The sequence below is a fragment of the Acinetobacter psychrotolerans genome (genome assembly GCF_048552595.1).
Lineage (GTDB): Bacteria > Pseudomonadota > Gammaproteobacteria > Pseudomonadales > Moraxellaceae > Acinetobacter.
On sequence record NZ_JBIMDK010000022.1, the window covers coordinates 18,276 to 36,577 of the forward strand.

18 protein-coding genes are annotated in these 18,302 nt (G+C 36.0%); 7 read left to right on the top strand and 11 right to left on the bottom strand.

All coding sequences use genetic code 11. The annotated features are described in order from the left end of the window. Positions 1-10: 10 nt before the first annotated feature. Both ACG94X_RS15130 and ACG94X_RS15135 read right to left on the bottom strand, forming a co-directional pair. Positions 11-2,071 carry a hypothetical protein gene (locus ACG94X_RS15130; protein WP_419384536.1) on the bottom strand — a complete coding sequence of 687 codons (2,061 nt, stop codon included), beginning with the start codon at positions 2,069-2,071 and terminating at the stop codon, positions 11-13. Further along, positions 2,062-3,567, bottom strand: a complete 1,506-nt coding sequence (locus ACG94X_RS15135) for a hypothetical protein (protein WP_419384537.1) — start codon at positions 3,565-3,567, stop codon at positions 2,062-2,064. Before ACG94X_RS15135 ends, ACG94X_RS15130 begins: the two co-directional genes overlap by 10 nt. Positions 3,568-4,562: 995 nt before the next feature. Here ACG94X_RS15135 and ACG94X_RS15140 point away from each other — a divergent pair. From ACG94X_RS15140 to ACG94X_RS15155, 4 genes are read left to right on the top strand one after another with little or no spacing between them, the layout of a single operon-like run. Further along, positions 4,563-4,817, top strand: a complete 255-nt coding sequence (locus tag ACG94X_RS15140; RefSeq protein WP_419384538.1) for a hypothetical protein — start codon at positions 4,563-4,565, stop codon at positions 4,815-4,817. Between the two features lie 2 nt (positions 4,818-4,819). Further along, entirely contained in the window at positions 4,820-4,948 is a 129-nt protein-coding gene (locus ACG94X_RS15145) for a hypothetical protein (protein WP_419384539.1), read from the top strand. Continuing rightward, positions 4,949-5,176 (top strand): hypothetical protein, encoded by a 228-nt coding sequence (locus ACG94X_RS15150; protein ID WP_419384540.1) that lies wholly within the window; start codon positions 4,949-4,951, stop codon positions 5,174-5,176. A 12-nt stretch (positions 5,177-5,188) separates the two neighbouring features. After that, positions 5,189-5,857, top strand: coding sequence for a hypothetical protein (locus tag ACG94X_RS15155; protein ID WP_419384541.1), 669 nt, complete (start codon positions 5,189-5,191; stop codon positions 5,855-5,857). A 73-nt stretch (positions 5,858-5,930) separates the two neighbouring features. Here the strand turns inward: ACG94X_RS15155 and ACG94X_RS15160 are convergent, their stop codons facing one another. Further along, positions 5,931-6,893, bottom strand: coding sequence for a YagK/YfjJ domain-containing protein (locus ACG94X_RS15160; RefSeq protein ID WP_419384542.1), 963 nt, complete (start codon positions 6,891-6,893; stop codon positions 5,931-5,933). 395 nt (positions 6,894-7,288) lie between these two features. Further along, entirely contained in the window at positions 7,289-8,980 is a 1,692-nt protein-coding gene (locus ACG94X_RS15165) for a hypothetical protein (protein WP_419384543.1), read from the bottom strand. A gap of 163 nt (positions 8,981-9,143) precedes the next feature. Here ACG94X_RS15165 and ACG94X_RS15170 point away from each other — a divergent pair, with 163 nt between their 5' ends. Beyond that, positions 9,144-10,100 carry an amino acid ABC transporter substrate-binding protein gene (locus ACG94X_RS15170; RefSeq protein ID WP_419384544.1) on the top strand — a complete coding sequence of 319 codons (957 nt, stop codon included), beginning with the start codon at positions 9,144-9,146 and terminating at the stop codon, positions 10,098-10,100. A 10-nt stretch (positions 10,101-10,110) separates the two neighbouring features. Here ACG94X_RS15170 and ACG94X_RS15175 read toward each other — a convergent pair whose 3' ends face one another. Further along, positions 10,111-11,004 (bottom strand): hypothetical protein, encoded by an 894-nt coding sequence (locus tag ACG94X_RS15175; protein WP_419384545.1) that lies wholly within the window; start codon positions 11,002-11,004, stop codon positions 10,111-10,113. A gap of 128 nt (positions 11,005-11,132) precedes the next feature. On the opposite strand from ACG94X_RS15175, the gene ACG94X_RS15180 reads away from it, so the two are divergent. Further along, positions 11,133-11,405, top strand: coding sequence for a pyocin activator PrtN family protein (locus ACG94X_RS15180; RefSeq protein ID WP_419384546.1), 273 nt, complete (start codon positions 11,133-11,135; stop codon positions 11,403-11,405). On the opposite strand, the gene ACG94X_RS15185 is transcribed toward ACG94X_RS15180, so the two are convergent. After that, positions 11,392-12,534: a site-specific integrase gene (locus ACG94X_RS15185; RefSeq protein ID WP_419384547.1), complete on the bottom strand. Its 1,143-nt coding sequence runs from the start codon at positions 12,532-12,534 to the stop codon at positions 11,392-11,394. The two genes, ACG94X_RS15180 and ACG94X_RS15185, sit on opposite strands and share 14 nt — an antisense overlap. A 135-nt stretch (positions 12,535-12,669) precedes the next feature. Here ACG94X_RS15185 and dusA point away from each other — a divergent pair, with 135 nt between their 5' ends. Then, on the top strand, positions 12,670-13,692 hold the full coding sequence (gene dusA, locus ACG94X_RS15190; protein WP_419384548.1) for a tRNA dihydrouridine(20/20a) synthase DusA: 1,023 nt from the start codon (positions 12,670-12,672) through the stop codon (positions 13,690-13,692). 36 nt (positions 13,693-13,728) lie between these two features. Here the strand turns inward: dusA and ACG94X_RS15195 are convergent, their stop codons facing one another. The 5 genes from ACG94X_RS15195 to ACG94X_RS15215 all read right to left on the bottom strand — a co-directional run bounded on the left by ACG94X_RS15195 (position 13,729) and on the right by ACG94X_RS15215 (position 18,299). Further along, the gene (locus ACG94X_RS15195; RefSeq protein ID WP_419384549.1) at positions 13,729-14,247 is read right to left on the bottom strand and encodes a hypothetical protein; all 519 of its coding nucleotides are present in this window, start codon (positions 14,245-14,247) and stop codon (positions 13,729-13,731) included. 27 nt (positions 14,248-14,274) lie between these two features. After that, complete coding sequence (locus ACG94X_RS15200) at positions 14,275-15,384, bottom strand: DUF695 domain-containing protein (protein WP_419384550.1); 1,110 nt, start codon at positions 15,382-15,384, stop codon at positions 14,275-14,277. Positions 15,385-15,481: 97 nt separating this feature from the next. Then, positions 15,482-16,282, bottom strand: coding sequence for a tRNA threonylcarbamoyladenosine dehydratase (locus ACG94X_RS15205; protein ID WP_419384551.1), 801 nt, complete (start codon positions 16,280-16,282; stop codon positions 15,482-15,484). A 73-nt stretch (positions 16,283-16,355) separates the two neighbouring features. Continuing rightward, complete coding sequence (locus ACG94X_RS15210; protein ID WP_419384552.1) at positions 16,356-17,108, bottom strand: hypothetical protein; 753 nt, start codon at positions 17,106-17,108, stop codon at positions 16,356-16,358. A gap of 375 nt (positions 17,109-17,483) precedes the next feature. Then, positions 17,484-18,299 carry a TatD family hydrolase gene (locus tag ACG94X_RS15215; protein ID WP_419384553.1) on the bottom strand — a complete coding sequence of 272 codons (816 nt, stop codon included), beginning with the start codon at positions 18,297-18,299 and terminating at the stop codon, positions 17,484-17,486. Between the last annotated feature and the right edge of the window lie 3 nt (positions 18,300-18,302).

Consider the following 18,302-nt stretch of genomic DNA (forward strand, 5'->3'; position numbering starts at 1 on the left):
ATTGTTACCCCTATTGTGAAGAATCGGCTTTTTGCACGATTTGATTTAAAATTTTTGGTAAAGCCTCAAACATCTGAATATTATACATTTCATTACGATGTTGATGATTGATACCCTTTAATCCAATTTCTTGTTGCAGACCATAAGCCCCAACTTTTTCAGCCTTTTGGTTGAATCTACGTGCACCACTAGCCATAACTAATGTTGCGTCACAATTACTTTTATCTGCATTACATTTAATACTGTCTTGGTTCACTTCAATCTTAAATACTGGCTGTAAACATTCATCTGTTGGAATATGGAAGTTAACTTTCATATCTTTTTTAAACCCAGCATTTTCAGTCATAGTAACAACTGAATCTTTCAGTAGAGTCTGTCCTTTAAAGCCTGAACCTGTCGCATAAAACGGTCGTTTCGACTGACTCGTAAAAGCGTGATAAATCAAAGGGCCAAAACCATAAAATGGAATTTCACCAACTTGCTCAGTATGTAAGCCTAGACATAAGACACGTGATTGCTTAGAGTCCCCCACTGGAGCAGAACTATCAAGTAAAATACTGTCTCCTGAACGCACAGGTAAACGATCACTGTTGCTGACAGGAAAATCTAATTGCGCTGTAACTTTAGCACCTTGACGCTCTAAAACAGTTGCTTCCCATGTTGGAATTAGAATATTACGTCCTGCCGCTTTATCTGAATGATAAACATGGACTTTCATTCCTCTACTTAAGCGTTCTCCAGCATCATCAATGGTAATATTTTGACCACTTGTATCCGAAACTTTTAAATCAGACCGAGTAAATTGAATACCCTTTTGAAATTGTTGACCTAATTTCAAAAGAGCATTTTTTAATACGACTTCTTTGCGTGCTTCTAAAGAAAAACCCATTCCTTCCGAAATTACGTCTTTAATATCATCGGTGGCATGTGCGGAATAAATTACCCGACCAGAGCGGTCAATCATTTCAGCAAAGACTTCACTATGAAAAACCTGTTGCTGAGTCATTTTTCCAATTTGCTGTTGATAAGCAATTACAGGAATAACATTTATACGGATAAAAAATTCAGGTAATTCACGTTGGTTAATATCTTCACTTTGCGCTAATGCAGTTTGTTCACTAATACTTTGTGCCATAGCACTATAGCGTCGATTAACTGGAGTCAAAGTAAATGAGGCTTGCTCACCCACCGCATCAGAAAATATTTGCTCGATTAAATCTTTTGATTCACCTTGATAAGTCAGTACATCAACCACTAATGCTTTGGGCTTATTCATAGCCTGACGCGTATTGGTTGAAACTTTACTAAAGCGCTTACTACCGCCCTGCATCAATACAGGAACAGCCACAGCATAATCACTGTCTGCGTGTACAACGCGAATCAAATCACCTTCTGTTGAACTCAGCTCATCTTGTGCAGCAATCCCTTGCTTAAAGCCTTTATCTAGAACTAGATAAGATTTCCACTGATCGATCACTAAAGTTTCAGTTTCAGAAATTTTAAGTTTCGATTGTAATTCTTGGGTCACTTGTTGAGTTAACATCAACAAAGTACTTTGAAATTTTTGCCTAATTGCTGTTTTTGTTGCAGTAGAATCAATTTCAGTAGTAAGCACCTGAATCGGTTGTGACAACGTCACACTATCACTATATATAACCTCGCCTGATAATACATTGGTGAGTTTTAGACTTAAGGTGACTGGCAGAAAAATTTCTGCAGTCGAATCCTTTTTCACAATGTATTCACTCGCACGTAAAACCTCTAAAGATGCCACATAAGTACGATTTTTAGTTTTTTGCGAAATAGTATCTACAATTTTTTCACCGAAACTTTGTTTTAAACCTTGTACAAAAAGTTGCTCAGCTTGTTTACGAATGACATCATTGTCAATCGCTTGACTGAAGTCACACACAATCGAAGAACCATTCGCTTCATATTTACTAGGATCGGTACGACAACCTTGCTCTAACCCAAAAATACCTTTCAATGGGTATATTTGAATATTTGCATTCGCCCATGCTGAAAAAAGCATTGGCATAGCCAAACATAAAACTTTGAATTTTATTTGCATTGTGTCCCACCAATGCACAGTGTAATCGTATTCCCAGCTTGTAAACGCTCAGCACTCGACAAAGCTGGATTTACTTTACGTAGCGCTTTAGCTAATTCTGCACTAATCGGTTTTTCGCTCTTATAGGTCATGGTCATTTCAACCAATTTACCATCCTGAGTACGAATATCGATGTTTTCTGCACCATCCATTTCATCTAAGGCAACATATAAATCATCTCCTAAACGTGAAGATACATTGCCAGAAACACTTTTTACAAAAATTGTAATTTCTTTACCGTACATAGAGCGATTTTTTGCATAACCTAAAATCTGTGGTCCAACTTGACTCACTGCCAATTCACCCAGTTTCTTTGCCACATTCGTACGGCATGAATCTGTGGTCGCACCTGTCGATGACTCTGTACGAGTTTCCCCCCCCATTAAAGTCGAATCATCTACTGAATAAATTTTAAAACTTACAGCACCATCACAGATAAATTGCCCCGTGGCAGGTGAGCGACCACGATCATAAATATAGGAGCTACCAGCCATAAACCAGTCCGCTTTTTCTTTACGTGCAGCGATGACTAGCTTATTAAGCTCTGCATCACTCATTAGTTGCTGAATAGTCATACTACGACCATTTAAATACTGACTTCTGAAACGATCAGAATCAAGCAAACGTAAATCATAACGCGATGCGGAACTTGCAATTGAGTTTAAGGTTTGATTATCACGTTCAGCTTTAGTACTTGGAGTCTGATATTCCACATACTTCACAAAACTTTGAATATCATTTTGACGTTCAGATTGACTATATTTAGCCGATTCACTCGCATTATAACTATTTGAAGAAGCGGATTTACCTGAATTATTATGACTTGCTGAACTAGCAGAAACACCAACACCAGCCCCATAGTAATTATCATAAGCATAGCCTGATGCAGCAGCTGAGCGTCCTTTTGATGAATAAGAATCTGAAGAACTTGCTTTGGCACTTTCGCTGGCTTTGTAACTAGCATCTTCATCATAGCTATAGCTACGATCTGAAAAATAAGAAGTAAATTCTTTCACTGGTTTAGAGTTATCTTTAGGTACACCAAAATACTCATCCATCACAATCATAATTGGACTAGTACGACTATTTTTCTTTGCCAGGCCTAAATCATTAAGAATTGAACGAAACTCTTGATCATCCATTTCTAGACTAACTTGAGTGACTAACTCATTATTACCATTAGTACTACTACCTCGGTTTAATACATAACTGTTGTCGATTTGTTTTACAATATCATTTAAATATTGACTCGCTTCATTCATTGCTTGAGGGCCATTAATCCGCTTAATAAGGGCAATGACAGCATCCGTTTTTGCATTATTGAATGCTTGATTACGCGTACCATTCTGATCTTTTTTGATAATAGGTGTAGCTCCTTCCCCATTAACTTTAAAGATTTCTGCATTACTAACTTGAGCAGCACCCAAGCATATAAGTGCCAATATAGTCGTCTTCATAATCCCCCCTTATTAAAGTTTTTAGCCATATCTATGATTTATTGGATTTTAAAATGTTTTTAATCTACAAAAAACAAACAAATAGTAAACTAAATACAATCTTAACTCCATCACATAATTTCATTTTTTATTGATTTTTCACTTAAATTATACTTATCTAAATACCAAATAAGTTTTTTACTTATATACAAAATATCAAAGTCATATATATACATCCATCAGTTAATATTAGTTATAGTGATACGGAGTGAGCAGTACATTTGTTACCAATTAATATCACACACTAAATCCGATGAAGTACACTTAGAATAGATTTATTGAAAAATTCAAAAAAATTAAGATTTAATATCAATGTCAAAAGAATGCATAAAATATCAGTTTCAATAAATACTTTAATCAAAAGGAATGTTTAAAGCACGAAAAGCTACGACCAATCAACCTACTAGAAAATAGCTAAGAATTATCAAACTGCGTTTAGCTATTTACAACAATTCATATCATCAATCTTTGATTTTAATTGCTTTTTCATTACAGCTTGATTGACTAAGCGATACCTTAAATTTATCATTCAACTACTGACCTACATTGTCAGTCGGTTTTGACAGACCGTTTCCTAAGCACACTAAAAGATCTCTTCTTTTGGTGTGAGTACTCGTGCTCCCTCTGCGGTAGAACGGGAGGGGGACACCTTCGGGTGTGCTGATTCTTAGGTTCAGTCTGTCAACCCTCTTTCGTTCTGCCACCATTATTTGACAGTAATCGGTAGAACTTCTTAAACCTAAGGAGTAGTCGCCATGACTCAATTTTATCAATCTTTGTTGTTTTACCTGAAACGTTTTTCAATTCCCTTGTTGCATTAACAGCACTCATAAACTTTTGCTCATTTGACTGATCTAAACGCTATTTAGCTTTGGAAGGCTTTGTCTCGCCTGAGTTTCAGTACATAAGCAAGATTGATAACACTTCAAATTACACAATAATAATTCGGGGAAACGATGAAAATTCAAACTTCACTTGCACTTATCTCACTCGTCATGATGACAGCAGGCTGTGCCAGTAAAACAGAACGTCAGTTTATCAGTGGCTGTAAAACAGGTGGCATTGATGGCAGTACCTGTTCATGTATCTACGACAAACTTGAAAACAAATATGGTGAGGATGGCCTGAAAGAAAATATCTATACCTTACAGCAAACTGAATCCTTCCAGATGGATATGGTCAATGTGTCCTATCAGTGCATGAAGGAGTAACCATGAGAACACTTGCAGGCATGATCTGCATCATCGCTGTAATTTGTGTACTGGGTCTGCCCTTCATTAGTTTCATGATCGTGATGGGAATTTTTATTGCATTGGCAAAATTTGCAACTGGGGGAAAATAAATGAATTCAAATATTAAAATAGGTCTGATTAGCATCTATCTAGTGATCGGCTTTTTCTTTGCAATCTATCAACACTTCTGGGGACAGTATAACTACAAGTCTTTTGCCTACAACATTGGTCAAGGCTTTGTTTGGCCTGCTGTAATGTTTCCAGTAGTCGGTAAAATTGTAGGGGGTATTCTGATCCTGTTATTTATCTGGTTCGTTGTTATTCGTCCAAAAATATAAGGGAGTGCAATCATGAAATCTTTACTTTCAACCATTGCCCTGTGTTCCCTATTGATGGCATGCAGTCAAGGGAATCAATCTGCAAAGACGGATACTTCAGGTGAGCCTACCAGTGCTGCTGCACAGCATACCAAGTCTGAGTCTATTTATGCACCTTATACAGAGGAAGCAGTCAAAGCAAGATTGAGTGATATGCAAGCGATTGTCGATTCAGGTCATTTGTATTTGCCTGCTTATGAAAAAGAGGCACAGACCTATCTTGATCATTGGCAAAGCCATCCTGAAGTTTTAAAAGCAATGATGGAATCCGAGCTTGATCCAAACATTACACAGGAGGTTCCTGATATTCCGCTTGACGAGGAAGAGGCTGCTATTGATGATGTTGCCTCAATCAGTGCCCGTGGTCGTATTACCGCTCAGGAGTCTCAATCTGCATTCAATGTGCCTGGTGCAATTGATTACTTTTTGGAAATTCAATCCACCAATGAGCAACCGTTTACTTTACAAGGTTTAAAGATTAACCGTGGTCGCTGTGGCTTCAGTACAGGTGATTTTTATAGCAAAATGCCTGTGACTTTGAATTATAGCGGTACAGTCAAATATTTACTGAAATGTAAGGGTGATCAAGTCCTTGAAGCTGAATTGATGACTGATCAAGGGAGTTTTAATATTACATTTTAAGGCTGTAAAAATCCTAGAATTGCTTCAACAATGAGAGCACTCATTTATCCAAGTGCTCTCTTTTTCAGTTAGATTAATCCATTCCTATACGGTTTTTCGAATTAGCCACCCCTCTGCCAAAGCTACGCATATAGGCTGAATCTTTCACTCGGAGATGCTGCTGTTCTTTTTCATCATTCACAAGATAAGGGATAACGTAATTCAGAAAATTATAAACTTGATCAGGATTTTTACTATGAATCATTCCAATGCCTAAAGTCCCCATCGCTTCAAAGATTGCCTTATAGTCGGAATGGTTACAGTTAAAAATATAACCACATCCATGTGTAATCTGCTCCCAGCACTGACCTACCCACTGCCCCATTTCAAAATCGCCTCGATGTTCATTTCCATCGTACATAAGCAGAAGGTGGCAATGATAGCCTTTGCTTACTCCATGCTCTAATGCCCACGCATAACCATGTAAATCACTAAAGCAAGTATCCTGATCTGCGATACGCCGATGCAAGACATCTAAGGCTTGGTTAAATGCCTGAATATTGTATAAGGCTTGATATTCTTTCTTGATAGACAAATCCACCCGAACCACTAGTGTTCTCGCATAATGATGGATAAGTGTGGATGTATATTTAAAAAGGCTTTGCTGATTCTTTAATTCACGTTGTTGAAAATCGATCAGTTGCTGTTGAACACAGCTCGATAATGACTGGATATAAGTCAAAATATGCCATACAGTCATTTCATCAAAATACTCAATAGATTCATAATCTGCCTGTGGCATTTGGCTCAGTGTGTAATCAACGGTCTTCACAACCTCAATGAATATCAGTACTGTATTGCAATAGGAAAAATCTGCATTGTAGATTGGCTTAAATGACTGAACTAATTTTTGAAGGTCTATCATCAGGTTTTGATGGTATGGATCATAACTACCCAAGCAAACCTCTTGAATGAAATGGTCTACTCCTGCTAATACTTCTGCTTCATGATAAAGCTGATCATATGGATTATTTTGAAATTGAACATTTTGGTACATTTAGGTTCTCACTGAAACATAAGGTTCATATATAAGTGAGTGATGTAAAATTTTACTGATCATGATTCTAAAGCAGGATGTTGTGGTCATCCTGCTTAGCTGAATATGCTTGAAGACTTTGGAACATACTATAGGGTTAGTTCTGCATGTTTTTAGTGATTTGATATTAATACGTTGCCTATAGCCCATTTGAGTATGGGCTATACTGTGCTAAGTAACTTACCATAGCCATTCACTAGATAAGCTATTGTTTATATTATCAATATAATACTTATAGTTAATTATATAAGATACCTGTTAAGTACTCTGAACTATTTCTTCAATAAAGTCATTTATCCACATGGTACTGATCATCGATAAATAGGAAGATGTATCGAAAATAACTTAGGCTAAAGTTACGCCGTAACCTTGTTTTTATTCTTAGAAATATTAAAGCGATCAACAGTAAGGCAGCTCTCAGGCAGTAAGCCAAAATCTTGTAGTTCTTTGAGGCTCGGTTGAATAGATTCAATAAAAAAATGAGTGCGCCTTTCGTCTTGCAAAATTTTTTGCTCAGATAGAAACGCACTGTTTTCATCTAAAATAATTTTGGTAAATTGATTCGATTTTTGTCTTGGAAATGGCATAAAAATACAAGCACACTGTTTTTGCTTCACATGGCGAGGAACAATACAAAATTGACTGAATTGTTCTTTTAAGCCTAAATACGTTAAAAATGGATAAAGCTGATTCTTCGCAATCAAGGTCATCATCGCACTTAAAGATGACAACAGACTATTGTTACTCCGTATAGTCTGTTCTGATGTCTCCAATGAATCATCTTCAGCAAATTTCAACAAAGTATTCAATTGCAATCGACCTGTCATTTTTTTCAAATCATGTAAATCTACAGAATCTCCACCTCTAGATAATGCCTGAGCTCTAGACAGATCATTGTAAATCTGTGCACACCATTGTTCTAAATGGCACTGAAGAAATCCTAATAAAGAAATTACCCCATTCAAATGTATCTTTGAATTTTTTTGTGGGAAAAACTCAATTAAATCTCTAAGCCATTGACTGCTATCATGATCATTTGGCATCTCAAGAAAAAGTGACAACAGATGTATTGTAAAACGATATTCAAAAAACTCATGTTCAGGTATTGAAGAATCTTCATTAATCATCTCAATCGTCAATCCCTTTACCGTAGCGATCAAGTCTGGCATCTGTGTGACAAGATTTACATAAATCTGATAAGCATCGTTAATCGTTAAAATCTCTATTAACGTAGCTTTTTTACTTTCGAATTTTTGCAGTAAACTTGCAATCAGCTCAACTTCAAAATGGTGTGGTTGAGGATATTGAATTATAAAGTATCTACCATAAGTTGCTTTTTCCTGCCAGATTTCATGTGATAAATTCAGTATATAAAATGGATTAGACACTCTTAAAATTTTACTGGAAAGCACACCATCAACTCGTGTTCTAATCACGCCTTGATTTTCTAGCGTTTTGATACACCTAAAAATTGCATCTTTAAACAGCCCTGTTTTGTGCTTTATTTTGTGGATTCCGCACTGATTGGTAATTCCAAATTGATTACTATTCCTAACCAATACCATGAGCACTAAAGCAGACTTAAAATCTAAGATCCCTGACAATGTTGATGAAGTATGTTGCAAATGATGCATATAAAAATCATTTAATCTGTTTTCAACGAGATGTTGAAAAAGCCCTATAAGAGGGAAATTATCTGCTCTTGCTGTTTGATGAAACCATTTATCCAATGATAGGTTTTTTATTCTTTTTGCATTCATACAACTTAAGAATAGATCGTAATCGATATAACTCTTTGTGTCAGAAGTTAGTCCATCTACTGCTTGGATTAAAATTTCATGATCTTCCAACTCAGCAATGCAGTCCTCAATTTTTTTTTCATTAATATGAAAAACCTTTGCCATATTTTTTATGGATGGAATGGCATCTCCCACTTTCAATTCAGCTATGAGTTTAAGCAATAGCCACCTTGCTTGATCACTTAAAGTGATCGGTGAATAGTCGTGTATCAGCAAAAATAATGCAATTTTAGATTCAGATGAATTCAATCCATTTCCTTATTTTATCCACAGCTATAGGCACTAAAAACGATTAAAAAGCAAAAGACACTACTATTAATATTCGCATTAATATTAATTTAATATTTTAGTTAACATTTATATAATACTAATTTAATATTAATCAAGTTAATAATTTTAAAAAGTTAAAAATATGGCAAGACCCTATGAACAACTTTCTATCTGGATTCAGAATGATCGTGAGCTTAAAGAAAAATTCATAAGAGACAATGCAGAAAAATGGACATTAAAATATCCTAACCAATTTTTCATCTCAGATGCGCAACAAAATAATCTAGGTCTATTTGGTGAAGTAACGACACTAAAATCAAAAGAAATTCTGACCGTTTCAAAACAAGTCTATGAGCTTATTCGTAAAAAATTTAGAGAGTTTAAGTACAAAAAAAATCACAAATCAAAGGGACATTTACAAGCAAGAATAAGTACAAATGCCAAATCAAAATTAGAACACATCAAAAGGAAGTTAGAACGTGGAAACACGTCTATAACGCTTGAGCATGTAATTAAAAATTTTGATGAAGACTCATTTAATCTAAAAATAGAGGTTGAAAACTTACAGGAGCGACTAAAACAAGCTCACAACCATGAAAAATTACTTAACAAAAAGTCAGAAGACAAGTTAAAAAGACAGCAAGCTGATAACGATCAAATTCAAGAATATTTATTTAGTCAGTGGGTTTCTACTGCACTAAAATTAAAAATTCTTGATCAACATATTTCCACTCAAGATGATATTGATCGTATCTATGAGTCTTTTGATAAAATTGAAAAAGAAGCAGCACAAGCTGAAATCATCACTGAACTAAAATCTAGACTTGAAGATAAAATTCTCAGCATCAAAGCGTCTTTAAAACCAGCCTCTGATGAAGTAATCCCACTTAATATAAGTACTATTCAAATCTCTCACGAAAATGCAATCATGCCCGTTAAACCTTCAGGTTATACAAAAGGTTTTTCAACTGCCTATGAGCACCCTGTCTCTGAGAATCCCCCTGAAGAACAGTCTGATACTAAATCCCCCACCATAAAAATGAATGCTAAACATTCACCTATACGTGAAAAACAACTTAATCCATTAAAAAGGAAATAGTAAAAATTAATTAGAGTATTATTTCTGACCGAATAGTAGGCTGGGTTCGGAGCTCATGGATAATGGTCTCAGCAATATATCCACCACTGTAAGGCATTTTATACTTTTTATACTTGGTTTTTTCCATCTCTTTAGAGGGATATTTTGACTTGAGTATTTGCGTCAAATCATTAAGTTCTTTCTTTAAATCTACTATTTTTTTAGAAGTTGAAGATGTTCTTGGTTTTCTGCGTATACCCCCTAGATCAGCTTTACCTTGCTTTTCTGACGACTGCCCCTGCTCCAGTTGCTTGAGCATTTCTTGTTTAAGCACGAGCTCCGACTCAAGCCATTCAACATCGTAAGCTTCAAAGGCTCTGATTAAATCATCAAGAATAAAATGAATCGCCTGATTCAGGGTCTCCCATTTACCATGACGTGCTACTTGCTCCCGTAAAATGCGATATATGATTTCACGTCTTCGGTACAAGTGCTTGTCGTAACGGGCTTTGACTGCGAGCGTTGCTCTTGCACTTATGAAAAGCTTAGGATTTTTAATAAATCCCAATCCACCAAGCAATTGTACATAGGCAATTAAAATATCTGAATATTGTCTTTGAAGTATTAGGGCAGGCAAGTTATTCACCTCAGTCCTTAACGCATTAATCCGCGTTAATAGTCCAGCTATTTGAAAAGGCTTAAAAGGAATAGTTTCTCCCATCATTTCTTGACGAAAAGCCACAAGCTCACTGACTGAAAAATCATTCTGCTGCATTCTTTTTATAATTTTTTCTTTTTTATCAATATATGTTTGATCCTCATTTGCTATTGACTCATCATCCAGTTCACACTGATAGTAGTAGCAAAAATTTAACCATATATCCTGCTCAAGCAGCTCTAAGCTTGATAATTTTTTATTATTCATAATTTATTAAAATACAGATAATTAGATAGCATAATACTACTATATTTTTAGATGTGCGTACTGCTCTACTTTTTAAATTCCATTAAATTTACTGTAAGCACATCAACCGAAATAATAGGAATTAATTCATGAATAGTGCTCTACAACTTTCCACATCCGACTACTTATTTATGCGCTACCGCAGCACAACAGTAAAACTAGATGACGTAGTCAAGGATTACTACCCTCATCTAAGTAAAGTAAAAATGTTAGAAAAAGCAAGAAATCAGGATTTCCCATTTTCTTGCTTCCGACTAGATAAAAGCCAAAAAGCTCCATACTTTGTTCATGTAAAAGATTTAGCCAATGTCCTAGATCAACAGTATAAATATGCCGCTCAAGATCATGTTACTCTTCACTAATGAGGGGTAACACTTCATCTAACTCTATTGTCTTTTTCCTTTTTTTCACTGATACATATCTTTCCAGACTCCCCCATGAATCATGTAGACTCACTTGCTGAATTTGAGGAATTGTAAAACCTTGCTCAGCAAGACGAGTACAACCCTCATGTCTTAAATCATGAAAACGCAAATCTTCGATTCCCAAAATTTTACAAGCATTTCTAAATTCACCACCAATCGTTTTAGGACTTAGAGGAATGAGCAAATCCTTATCATATCCTCGATTCAACATACGTTTTCGCGTACTCTTCACTTGTAAAAGTTCAATCATTTTTCGGCAAGGTTCTAATACATTAAATTCTTTATGATTACCCTTTGAACCATTCGGATTTTTTAAATCTCGTACTTTCCATACGTCATTATCCTCGTCGTAATCAGCCAATAACATTTCAGTAATTTCTGACTCACGACGACATGAAAATATTGCAAACCACACAATCAAATGCATGGGATAGCTGTAAACAGGTTTTTGCCATTTTCGATAAAAGTATTCTGTCAGTTTTTTTAACTCTGCCGTTGTAGGCAAGCGATCACGCTTACCACTTGAAGATATTTGTCGAGTCTTGCGCAATTGTGCCGTTGCTTTATCAAATCCTGCCAAATCAACATTTACATCCCACATGACTGAGGCATGAGACAATACGCCACGAATATGCAATAACTCATGTTGCAACGTGCTTGTCGCTATTGGCTTTAAATCCAGTTTTGCATAACCGCCCTTACGCAAAGCGACATGCTCCGAGATATCGGCTGGCTTTATTTTTGTGATAATATATTGCGCTATTGGAAATTTCTGAATTAGGCGAAGACAATAGGTTTTAGTACGACCATACTCATTGCCAACTTCATCAAGATATTTCTCTATGGCATTGGCTAAAGTGATATTCGTCACATCCGATCTGCCTAACAAAATATCTGGATTTTCTTCGATTTCCTCTTCACGCATTGCAAGCCACTTTTGAGCGAGTCGCATAGAACTAAACGTCTTACTTTCCTTGAAATTTGCAAACCCTTTACGGCTTATTCTAATTTCAGCTCGAAAGCGTATGGTTCCATCGGCTAATTTACGCTGTGAAATCGCTCCCATGATTTACGCCTTATTGTTTTCTTAAGGCTATAATGGCGCAATTTGGCGTAAATATCAAAAATAATAGTGCGAAATAAGGCGTAAAAAATCGAAATAGATCAAAATCAGCAACACTGTAAAGGTATGTTTTTTAATATGATTACTGAAAAAACCATTGATAACACTAAAGAACCTCGCATCAGTGTTGCACCGATGATGGATTGGACAACGCGTGACTATCGTTTTTTTGCCCGCCTGTTTAATCCAAACGTCATCCTCTATACAGAAATGGTCACCACTGGTGCAATCATCTACGGTGGGGCGAATCGTCATTTAGATTATAACAACGAAGAACATCCAATTATTTTACAACTCGGCGGCTCAAATCCGAAAGAATTAACAACCTGCACCAAAATGGCGCAAGACTGGGGCTATGACGAAGTCAATTTAAATGTCGGCTGCCCAAGTGACCGTGTACAAAATAATAAAATTGGCGCATGTCTCATGGCAGAGCCTGATTTAGTTGCGGAATGTATTGCAGAAATGCGTAATGCTGTCGATATTCCAGTGAATGTAAAACACCGAATTGGGATTGATGACATGCAATCCTATGAGGAAATGCTGCATTTTGTGGATACTGTTGCGAAAACAGGGTGTGATAATTTTATTGTCCATGCTCGTATTGCTTTGCTGCAAGGATTGTCACCTAAAGAAAATCGTGATGTTCCACCTTTACGTTATGAAGATGTTTATCGCTTAAAACAGGATCGTCCAAATTTACTGATCGAAATTAACGGTGGAATTAAAACCTTTGCAGAAACACAAGAGCATTTAAAACATGTTGATGGTGTGATGATTGGTCGTGAGGCATATCACAACCCATACCTTTTAGCTGAACTTGGGCAATTGTGGAATCTGGACATGCCAGATCGTTTTGAAATTATCGATCAAATGCTGCCATACATTGCCAAACGTATGGAAGAAGGTGCGCCACTGTCGATTATTACCCGTCATATTTTAGGTTTATTCCAAAATCTTCCAGGTGCACGTAAATGGCGTCAGGCTTTAAGTGGTGGTAATGCTAAAACTTTTACTGATGTTGAAGTTGCCATTGTGAATATTAAAGAAGCAATGAAGCGTACTGAAGATTATATTAAAGAGCAGTCTATTACCCAATAAATATAAAGTTTAAGAATATTAATACGCTGTCAACGATCAATTAAATTGTTGACAGCCTTTGACCAAACGACGATTTTTTATATTGGTAGAACAGTAACTATGCTCTTTTTGAATAAAATAATGCCGAGTTATAAATTTCCCTGCAATATCTTTGGATAATTCAGAATTATTTTTAAAATAAACACTGATGATGCACGCTTTCAAGTCCTTACTAGGATAAACCTTTACATTTTCAATGAATTTACCTTGTTTCTGGATAGGTAAATCTAACTCTAAAAAATGATTCACATTTTGAAAATCTTGAGACTTTGCAATGGATTGAATATTTTCAAAATTACATGCTTTTCTGACATCATGATTAAACTTGCTCATTGACCAATCAAATAAAATACTCAAATCAAAAGCTCTATTATTCCCTTCAGAAACTTGTTTAACTAGGTTGAAATGCTGATATGTTGAATAACCTCCATACAATATACCCATTAAAAGCAAAAAAATTACAGCAGAAACTTTAAAATCAAATTCTTGATGATTATTTTCTGTGATATTTCCCATCATATACCCATAATTATTTTAACGAAACTAACCGAATTTGCTTAATGAACGCCAATATTTATCTTTGAAAATTGACACCTCAATTTCAAAATGATGTTTATATTTATTCACAATTTGATCAGCGACCTTAGATGGTTTTCTAAAATCCTTACAGACAAAAAACATTGTTCGAATCCCATCACCTGTTTCACGCCCAATATTTAAATAGCCATCCACATCTTTTAACTCATCCAACATATCTTGCTCAATCGTATCAAGCAAAGCATAGTCATCACTTGAAGGCATGCCATTCGTATTTTGACCATCATACGAAATTTCTATAATCATCATCCACGGATGTGAAGCTTTTTGATCCCAATCAAGTAAGGTACGATTGAGTGTAGCAACCAAAGGTAATCCCTCGTCAGTCTCTCCTTCCAGTCCTACATATTCATCATCATCTGAATTGGCATGAATCACTTTATCCAACCGTGAAATTTCACTATTTTTCAAGATCACAATATTTTTTAAACGTTCAATCGGGATAAGTTCTTTTTCTGCATCTTGCGGGGCAATGATTGATACGCTGTCTAACTTGGTAATCGAATCATATTCACCTAAGTAATTATCAAGGAAAATATAAACAGCTTGTAAGAACTCACTTTTTTGTTCTTCATTATATTGATCATGTGCAACGACTAAATCAAATTCATCAGGCATATCAGCATGATCTTTCAAGTAAAAAGATAAAGATTCCTTACTAAACTCTTGATCATGCATGCAAATACTTACGTTATTGATATCCGTTTCGGGTTTTAATGCCGTAAAACGCCACCCTTCAATTTCAGGTGCAACAGCAACCAATTCTTCAACAAAAACAATATTAGGAACAATACCATCTGGCGTTAAAATAAGTTCCGCAGTCTCTGTATCAAACATGCCAGTTAAGAAAAAAATACCCTTATGAACTTTCTCTAATTCTGGAGAAAGTTTATCGAAAAATTCCCTTTCAATAGTCTCTCGATTCATTCCATTGATAATACGATGAAAATCCTTTTGATTTTGCTGAAACCATTGCCAAAACTCAGCATGAATATTCGTTTGTGGCTGTGTCAGTTTTTCTTCTTTTCCACCAAATAGTTTCTTAAAAAAACTCATGTACTTTTCTCTTTATTGTATTGGTCTAAGCCCAATTTAAGTGAATTTTTGAATGATTTAAAGTACAAAAACGATCAATTGTAAAAGTAAAGCGAAACTACTGTCTCGCTCTTTTTTGATCTAACTTTTTCAACACTTCAGCCGCAGCCACCATCGCAAAGCTCGATGTCACCACAACTGCCGAACCATAGCCACCACAACGCAAACCTGCGCTTGGGCACACATCTGCACTCGAAAACGGATTATCAATCGAATATACACAGGTGATGCCAAACTTATCTTTCGGCTTTTTACAAATGCCCATACCACGAAGTTGAGTGCGCAATTTTGCTAACATTGGGTCTTGTTCAGTTTTCGATAAATCTGCAACACGTATTTTGAGTGGATCGAGCTTTCCACCTGCACCGCCTGAAACGATTAACGGAATTTTATTAAATCGACAATGAAGCATTAACGCCAATTTGGCTTTGACATCATCAATACAATCCAAAATTAAATCAGGTGCTTCAGCTAATAGCTCTTTAATATTTTCAGCACTTAAATAATCATCAATCAAATTGATTTTGATTCTTGGGTTGATTGAACGACAACGCTCTGCCATTACTTCAATTTTTTCAAGACCGAGTGTAGCGGTCATCGCAGGTAATTGACGGTTGATATTTGAGGCAGCAATCGAATCCATATCGACCAAAGTCAGTTCACCTACACCTGTACGTGCCAATGCTTCTACTGCCCATGAACCCACGCCACCAATTCCAATCACCATCACATGGCTTTTTTCATAATGGTTAAAAGCATCTTCACCATAAATTTTGGCAACGCCTGCAAAACGGCGATCATATTCATCATCCTGGGGGAGATCGATATGAGGCTGTTGGGTATGGAGAAGTTCGGTCATGGCTCTTATATCTAAAATCTAAAAATTCAAAGGCATTTTAACAAATTCACAGCCTGAATCGAAAAAAATCCACTCACCACCTTTTAGGCAGTTGAATCGCATCGGCTAAATTCTGATTTAACACATAGTTTTTTCTTTCATCGATATTTTTTTCATTTGAATCAGACACTTTAGAAATCCAACTTTGATAATGATATTTCACATTCCATGTTCTAGGTTTCACATAGGCAATTTCCGTAGCCAATGCATATTCATCATGGCACTGCTCACCTGCTTTTTTATAATCCTCCTCAGAAAAACAAGCTCGAATCATTCGATACATAGACAAAGGAATATTCTGAAAAATTTGTTGATATTTACCATTTGGAAGAAGTTGAACAAAATCGGCGACTTCTTCATGCATTCCACCACCCGAATACGATTCATTCCAACGCTGTACTAGAGCAACTGCATAATCATGCTCATTTACGGGAAATAATTTTGGAAATATTGTCAACGGACTCGGTTCATCACTCATTTCAGACCAACGGGGTTGTTGTGTTTTTGCTTGATAAGCTGAGAAATCCCACTGCTTTTGAATTTTCAATGTATTGTCGATATTGCCAGAGAATTGGTAGAGCTTAAGCTGATCGATCAAATAAAAATTTTGTTGCGCTTTATACCACTGCCAATTTGTTGTTTCTAGGCAGTCATTCGCTAGCAGTTTACAGAGTTGGGACATTTGTTCTGTAGACATTTTCTGCTTTTTCAACTGAATTTCCACAGGCTTTGCAAAAGCCATATTTGTTGTCATACAGCAAAAAAAGATTAAGGATAATGTTTTCATTATTTCTCCAACCATGATCATGTAAATACTATGGCTGAATTAAAACAATAAAAAAAGCCCTGCATGATGCGCAGGGCTTGGAGAACTGAATATTCTAGGCTGCAATCCAATGACGAAGCATGTCATGCATATATTCCTACTCTTAAAATATTCCACTTTATTCAAAGTATCAATACGACTTAAGCTTTCGTAACGTACTAAATGTACCATCCGTTCGTTTAATCCTCACATTGTGCGTTCGGAGTGAATAAATTTCACCCAAAAGTACAGTGATTGAAGCAACTCGAGTCAAATGAGTTTAAAGATATATTGCTTTTACCTATTTACAAACGATAAAAGCAAAGAATACATTCCCTATGCAATATCTCTCTTCAATTATAAATGCAGTGCCGAATAAGAATTTTTCCATAAAATTTCTGCCAATAATGACTGTTCCATTGCCAACTTTTCAGCCAAACCCTTTAGCACATAAGGTAAGTTTACGGGCGTATTACGAGTACGATGCTCATGCGAGGTCTGACAACACAGCGGTGTCATATCTGGACAATCTGTTTCTAAAACGAGATGTTCTGCTCCGACTTCCTGCACAACTGCAATCAGTTTTTTTGCATTGGAATTGGTAATTTGCCCAGTAACACCAATTTTAAAACCCAGTTTAATAAATGCTTTCGCTTCTTCAATCCCCCCACTAAAAGCATGAGCAATACCACCATTTTTAAATTTCTGCTGTTTTAGAATGGAAAGCGTATCTGCGTGAGCTTTACGAATATGAAGTAAAATAGGTTTGTTAAATTGATGTGCCAATTCAATTTGTGCAGCAAAAAAATCTTTTTGTTTTTGCAAAATTTCAGCTTTTTTATGCTGTTTCAGAAAAGTATCTAAACCGATTTCACCAACAGCAACACAGTCTTGTATTTTGAGAATCTGTTCTAAATCATCCAAATGTTTAAGCTGATGCTGCTCGATATAAAAGGGATGTAAACCAGGCGCTAAATAACTTTTAGGTGCATTTTGTAATTGATTTAAAAATTGATGAGTACGAATTAAATCCGTAAAACGATCATGTAAAAAGCCAATTAAAACTAAGCCTTCCACACCTACTAACTTTGCCTGATACGCCAATTTCTCCCGATCCTCGTCAAAATCGGGAACATCAAAATGCGTATGCGTATCAAATAAAGAAAGAGCCATATA

Excerpts from the sequence above, each read along its gene's own strand:
- ACG94X_RS15210 (WP_419384552.1), bottom strand. The coding sequence starts at position 17,108 with ATGAAAACATTATCCTTAATCTTTTTTTGCTGTATGACAACAAATATG.
- ACG94X_RS15205 (WP_419384551.1), bottom strand. The coding sequence starts at position 16,282 with ATGACCGAACTTCTCCATACCCAACAGCCTCATATCGATCTCCCCCAG.
- ACG94X_RS15150 (WP_419384540.1), top strand. The coding sequence starts at position 4,949 with ATGAATTCAAATATTAAAATAGGTCTGATTAGCATCTATCTAGTGATC.
- ACG94X_RS15185 (WP_419384547.1), bottom strand. The coding sequence starts at position 12,534 with ATGGGAGCGATTTCACAGCGTAAATTAGCCGATGGAACCATACGCTTT.
- ACG94X_RS15140 (WP_419384538.1), top strand. The coding sequence starts at position 4,563 with ATGAAAATTCAAACTTCACTTGCACTTATCTCACTCGTCATGATGACA.
- ACG94X_RS15195 (WP_419384549.1), bottom strand. The coding sequence starts at position 14,247 with ATGGGAAATATCACAGAAAATAATCATCAAGAATTTGATTTTAAAGTT.
- ACG94X_RS15215 (WP_419384553.1), bottom strand. The coding sequence starts at position 18,299 with ATGGCTCTTTCTTTATTTGATACGCATACGCATTTTGATGTTCCCGAT.
- ACG94X_RS15145 (WP_419384539.1), top strand. The coding sequence starts at position 4,820 with ATGAGAACACTTGCAGGCATGATCTGCATCATCGCTGTAATTTGTGTA.
- ACG94X_RS15175 (WP_419384545.1), bottom strand. The coding sequence starts at position 11,004 with ATGAATAATAAAAAATTATCAAGCTTAGAGCTGCTTGAGCAGGATATA.
- dusA (WP_419384548.1), top strand. The coding sequence starts at position 12,670 with ATGATTACTGAAAAAACCATTGATAACACTAAAGAACCTCGCATCAGT.
- ACG94X_RS15180 (WP_419384546.1), top strand. The coding sequence starts at position 11,133 with ATGAATAGTGCTCTACAACTTTCCACATCCGACTACTTATTTATGCGC.
- ACG94X_RS15155 (WP_419384541.1), top strand. The coding sequence starts at position 5,189 with ATGAAATCTTTACTTTCAACCATTGCCCTGTGTTCCCTATTGATGGCA.
- ACG94X_RS15135 (WP_419384537.1), bottom strand. The coding sequence starts at position 3,567 with ATGAAGACGACTATATTGGCACTTATATGCTTGGGTGCTGCTCAAGTT.
- ACG94X_RS15170 (WP_419384544.1), top strand. The coding sequence starts at position 9,144 with ATGGCAAGACCCTATGAACAACTTTCTATCTGGATTCAGAATGATCGT.
- ACG94X_RS15160 (WP_419384542.1), bottom strand. The coding sequence starts at position 6,893 with ATGTACCAAAATGTTCAATTTCAAAATAATCCATATGATCAGCTTTAT.
- ACG94X_RS15130 (WP_419384536.1), bottom strand. The coding sequence starts at position 2,071 with ATGCAAATAAAATTCAAAGTTTTATGTTTGGCTATGCCAATGCTTTTT.
- ACG94X_RS15200 (WP_419384550.1), bottom strand. The coding sequence starts at position 15,384 with ATGAGTTTTTTTAAGAAACTATTTGGTGGAAAAGAAGAAAAACTGACA.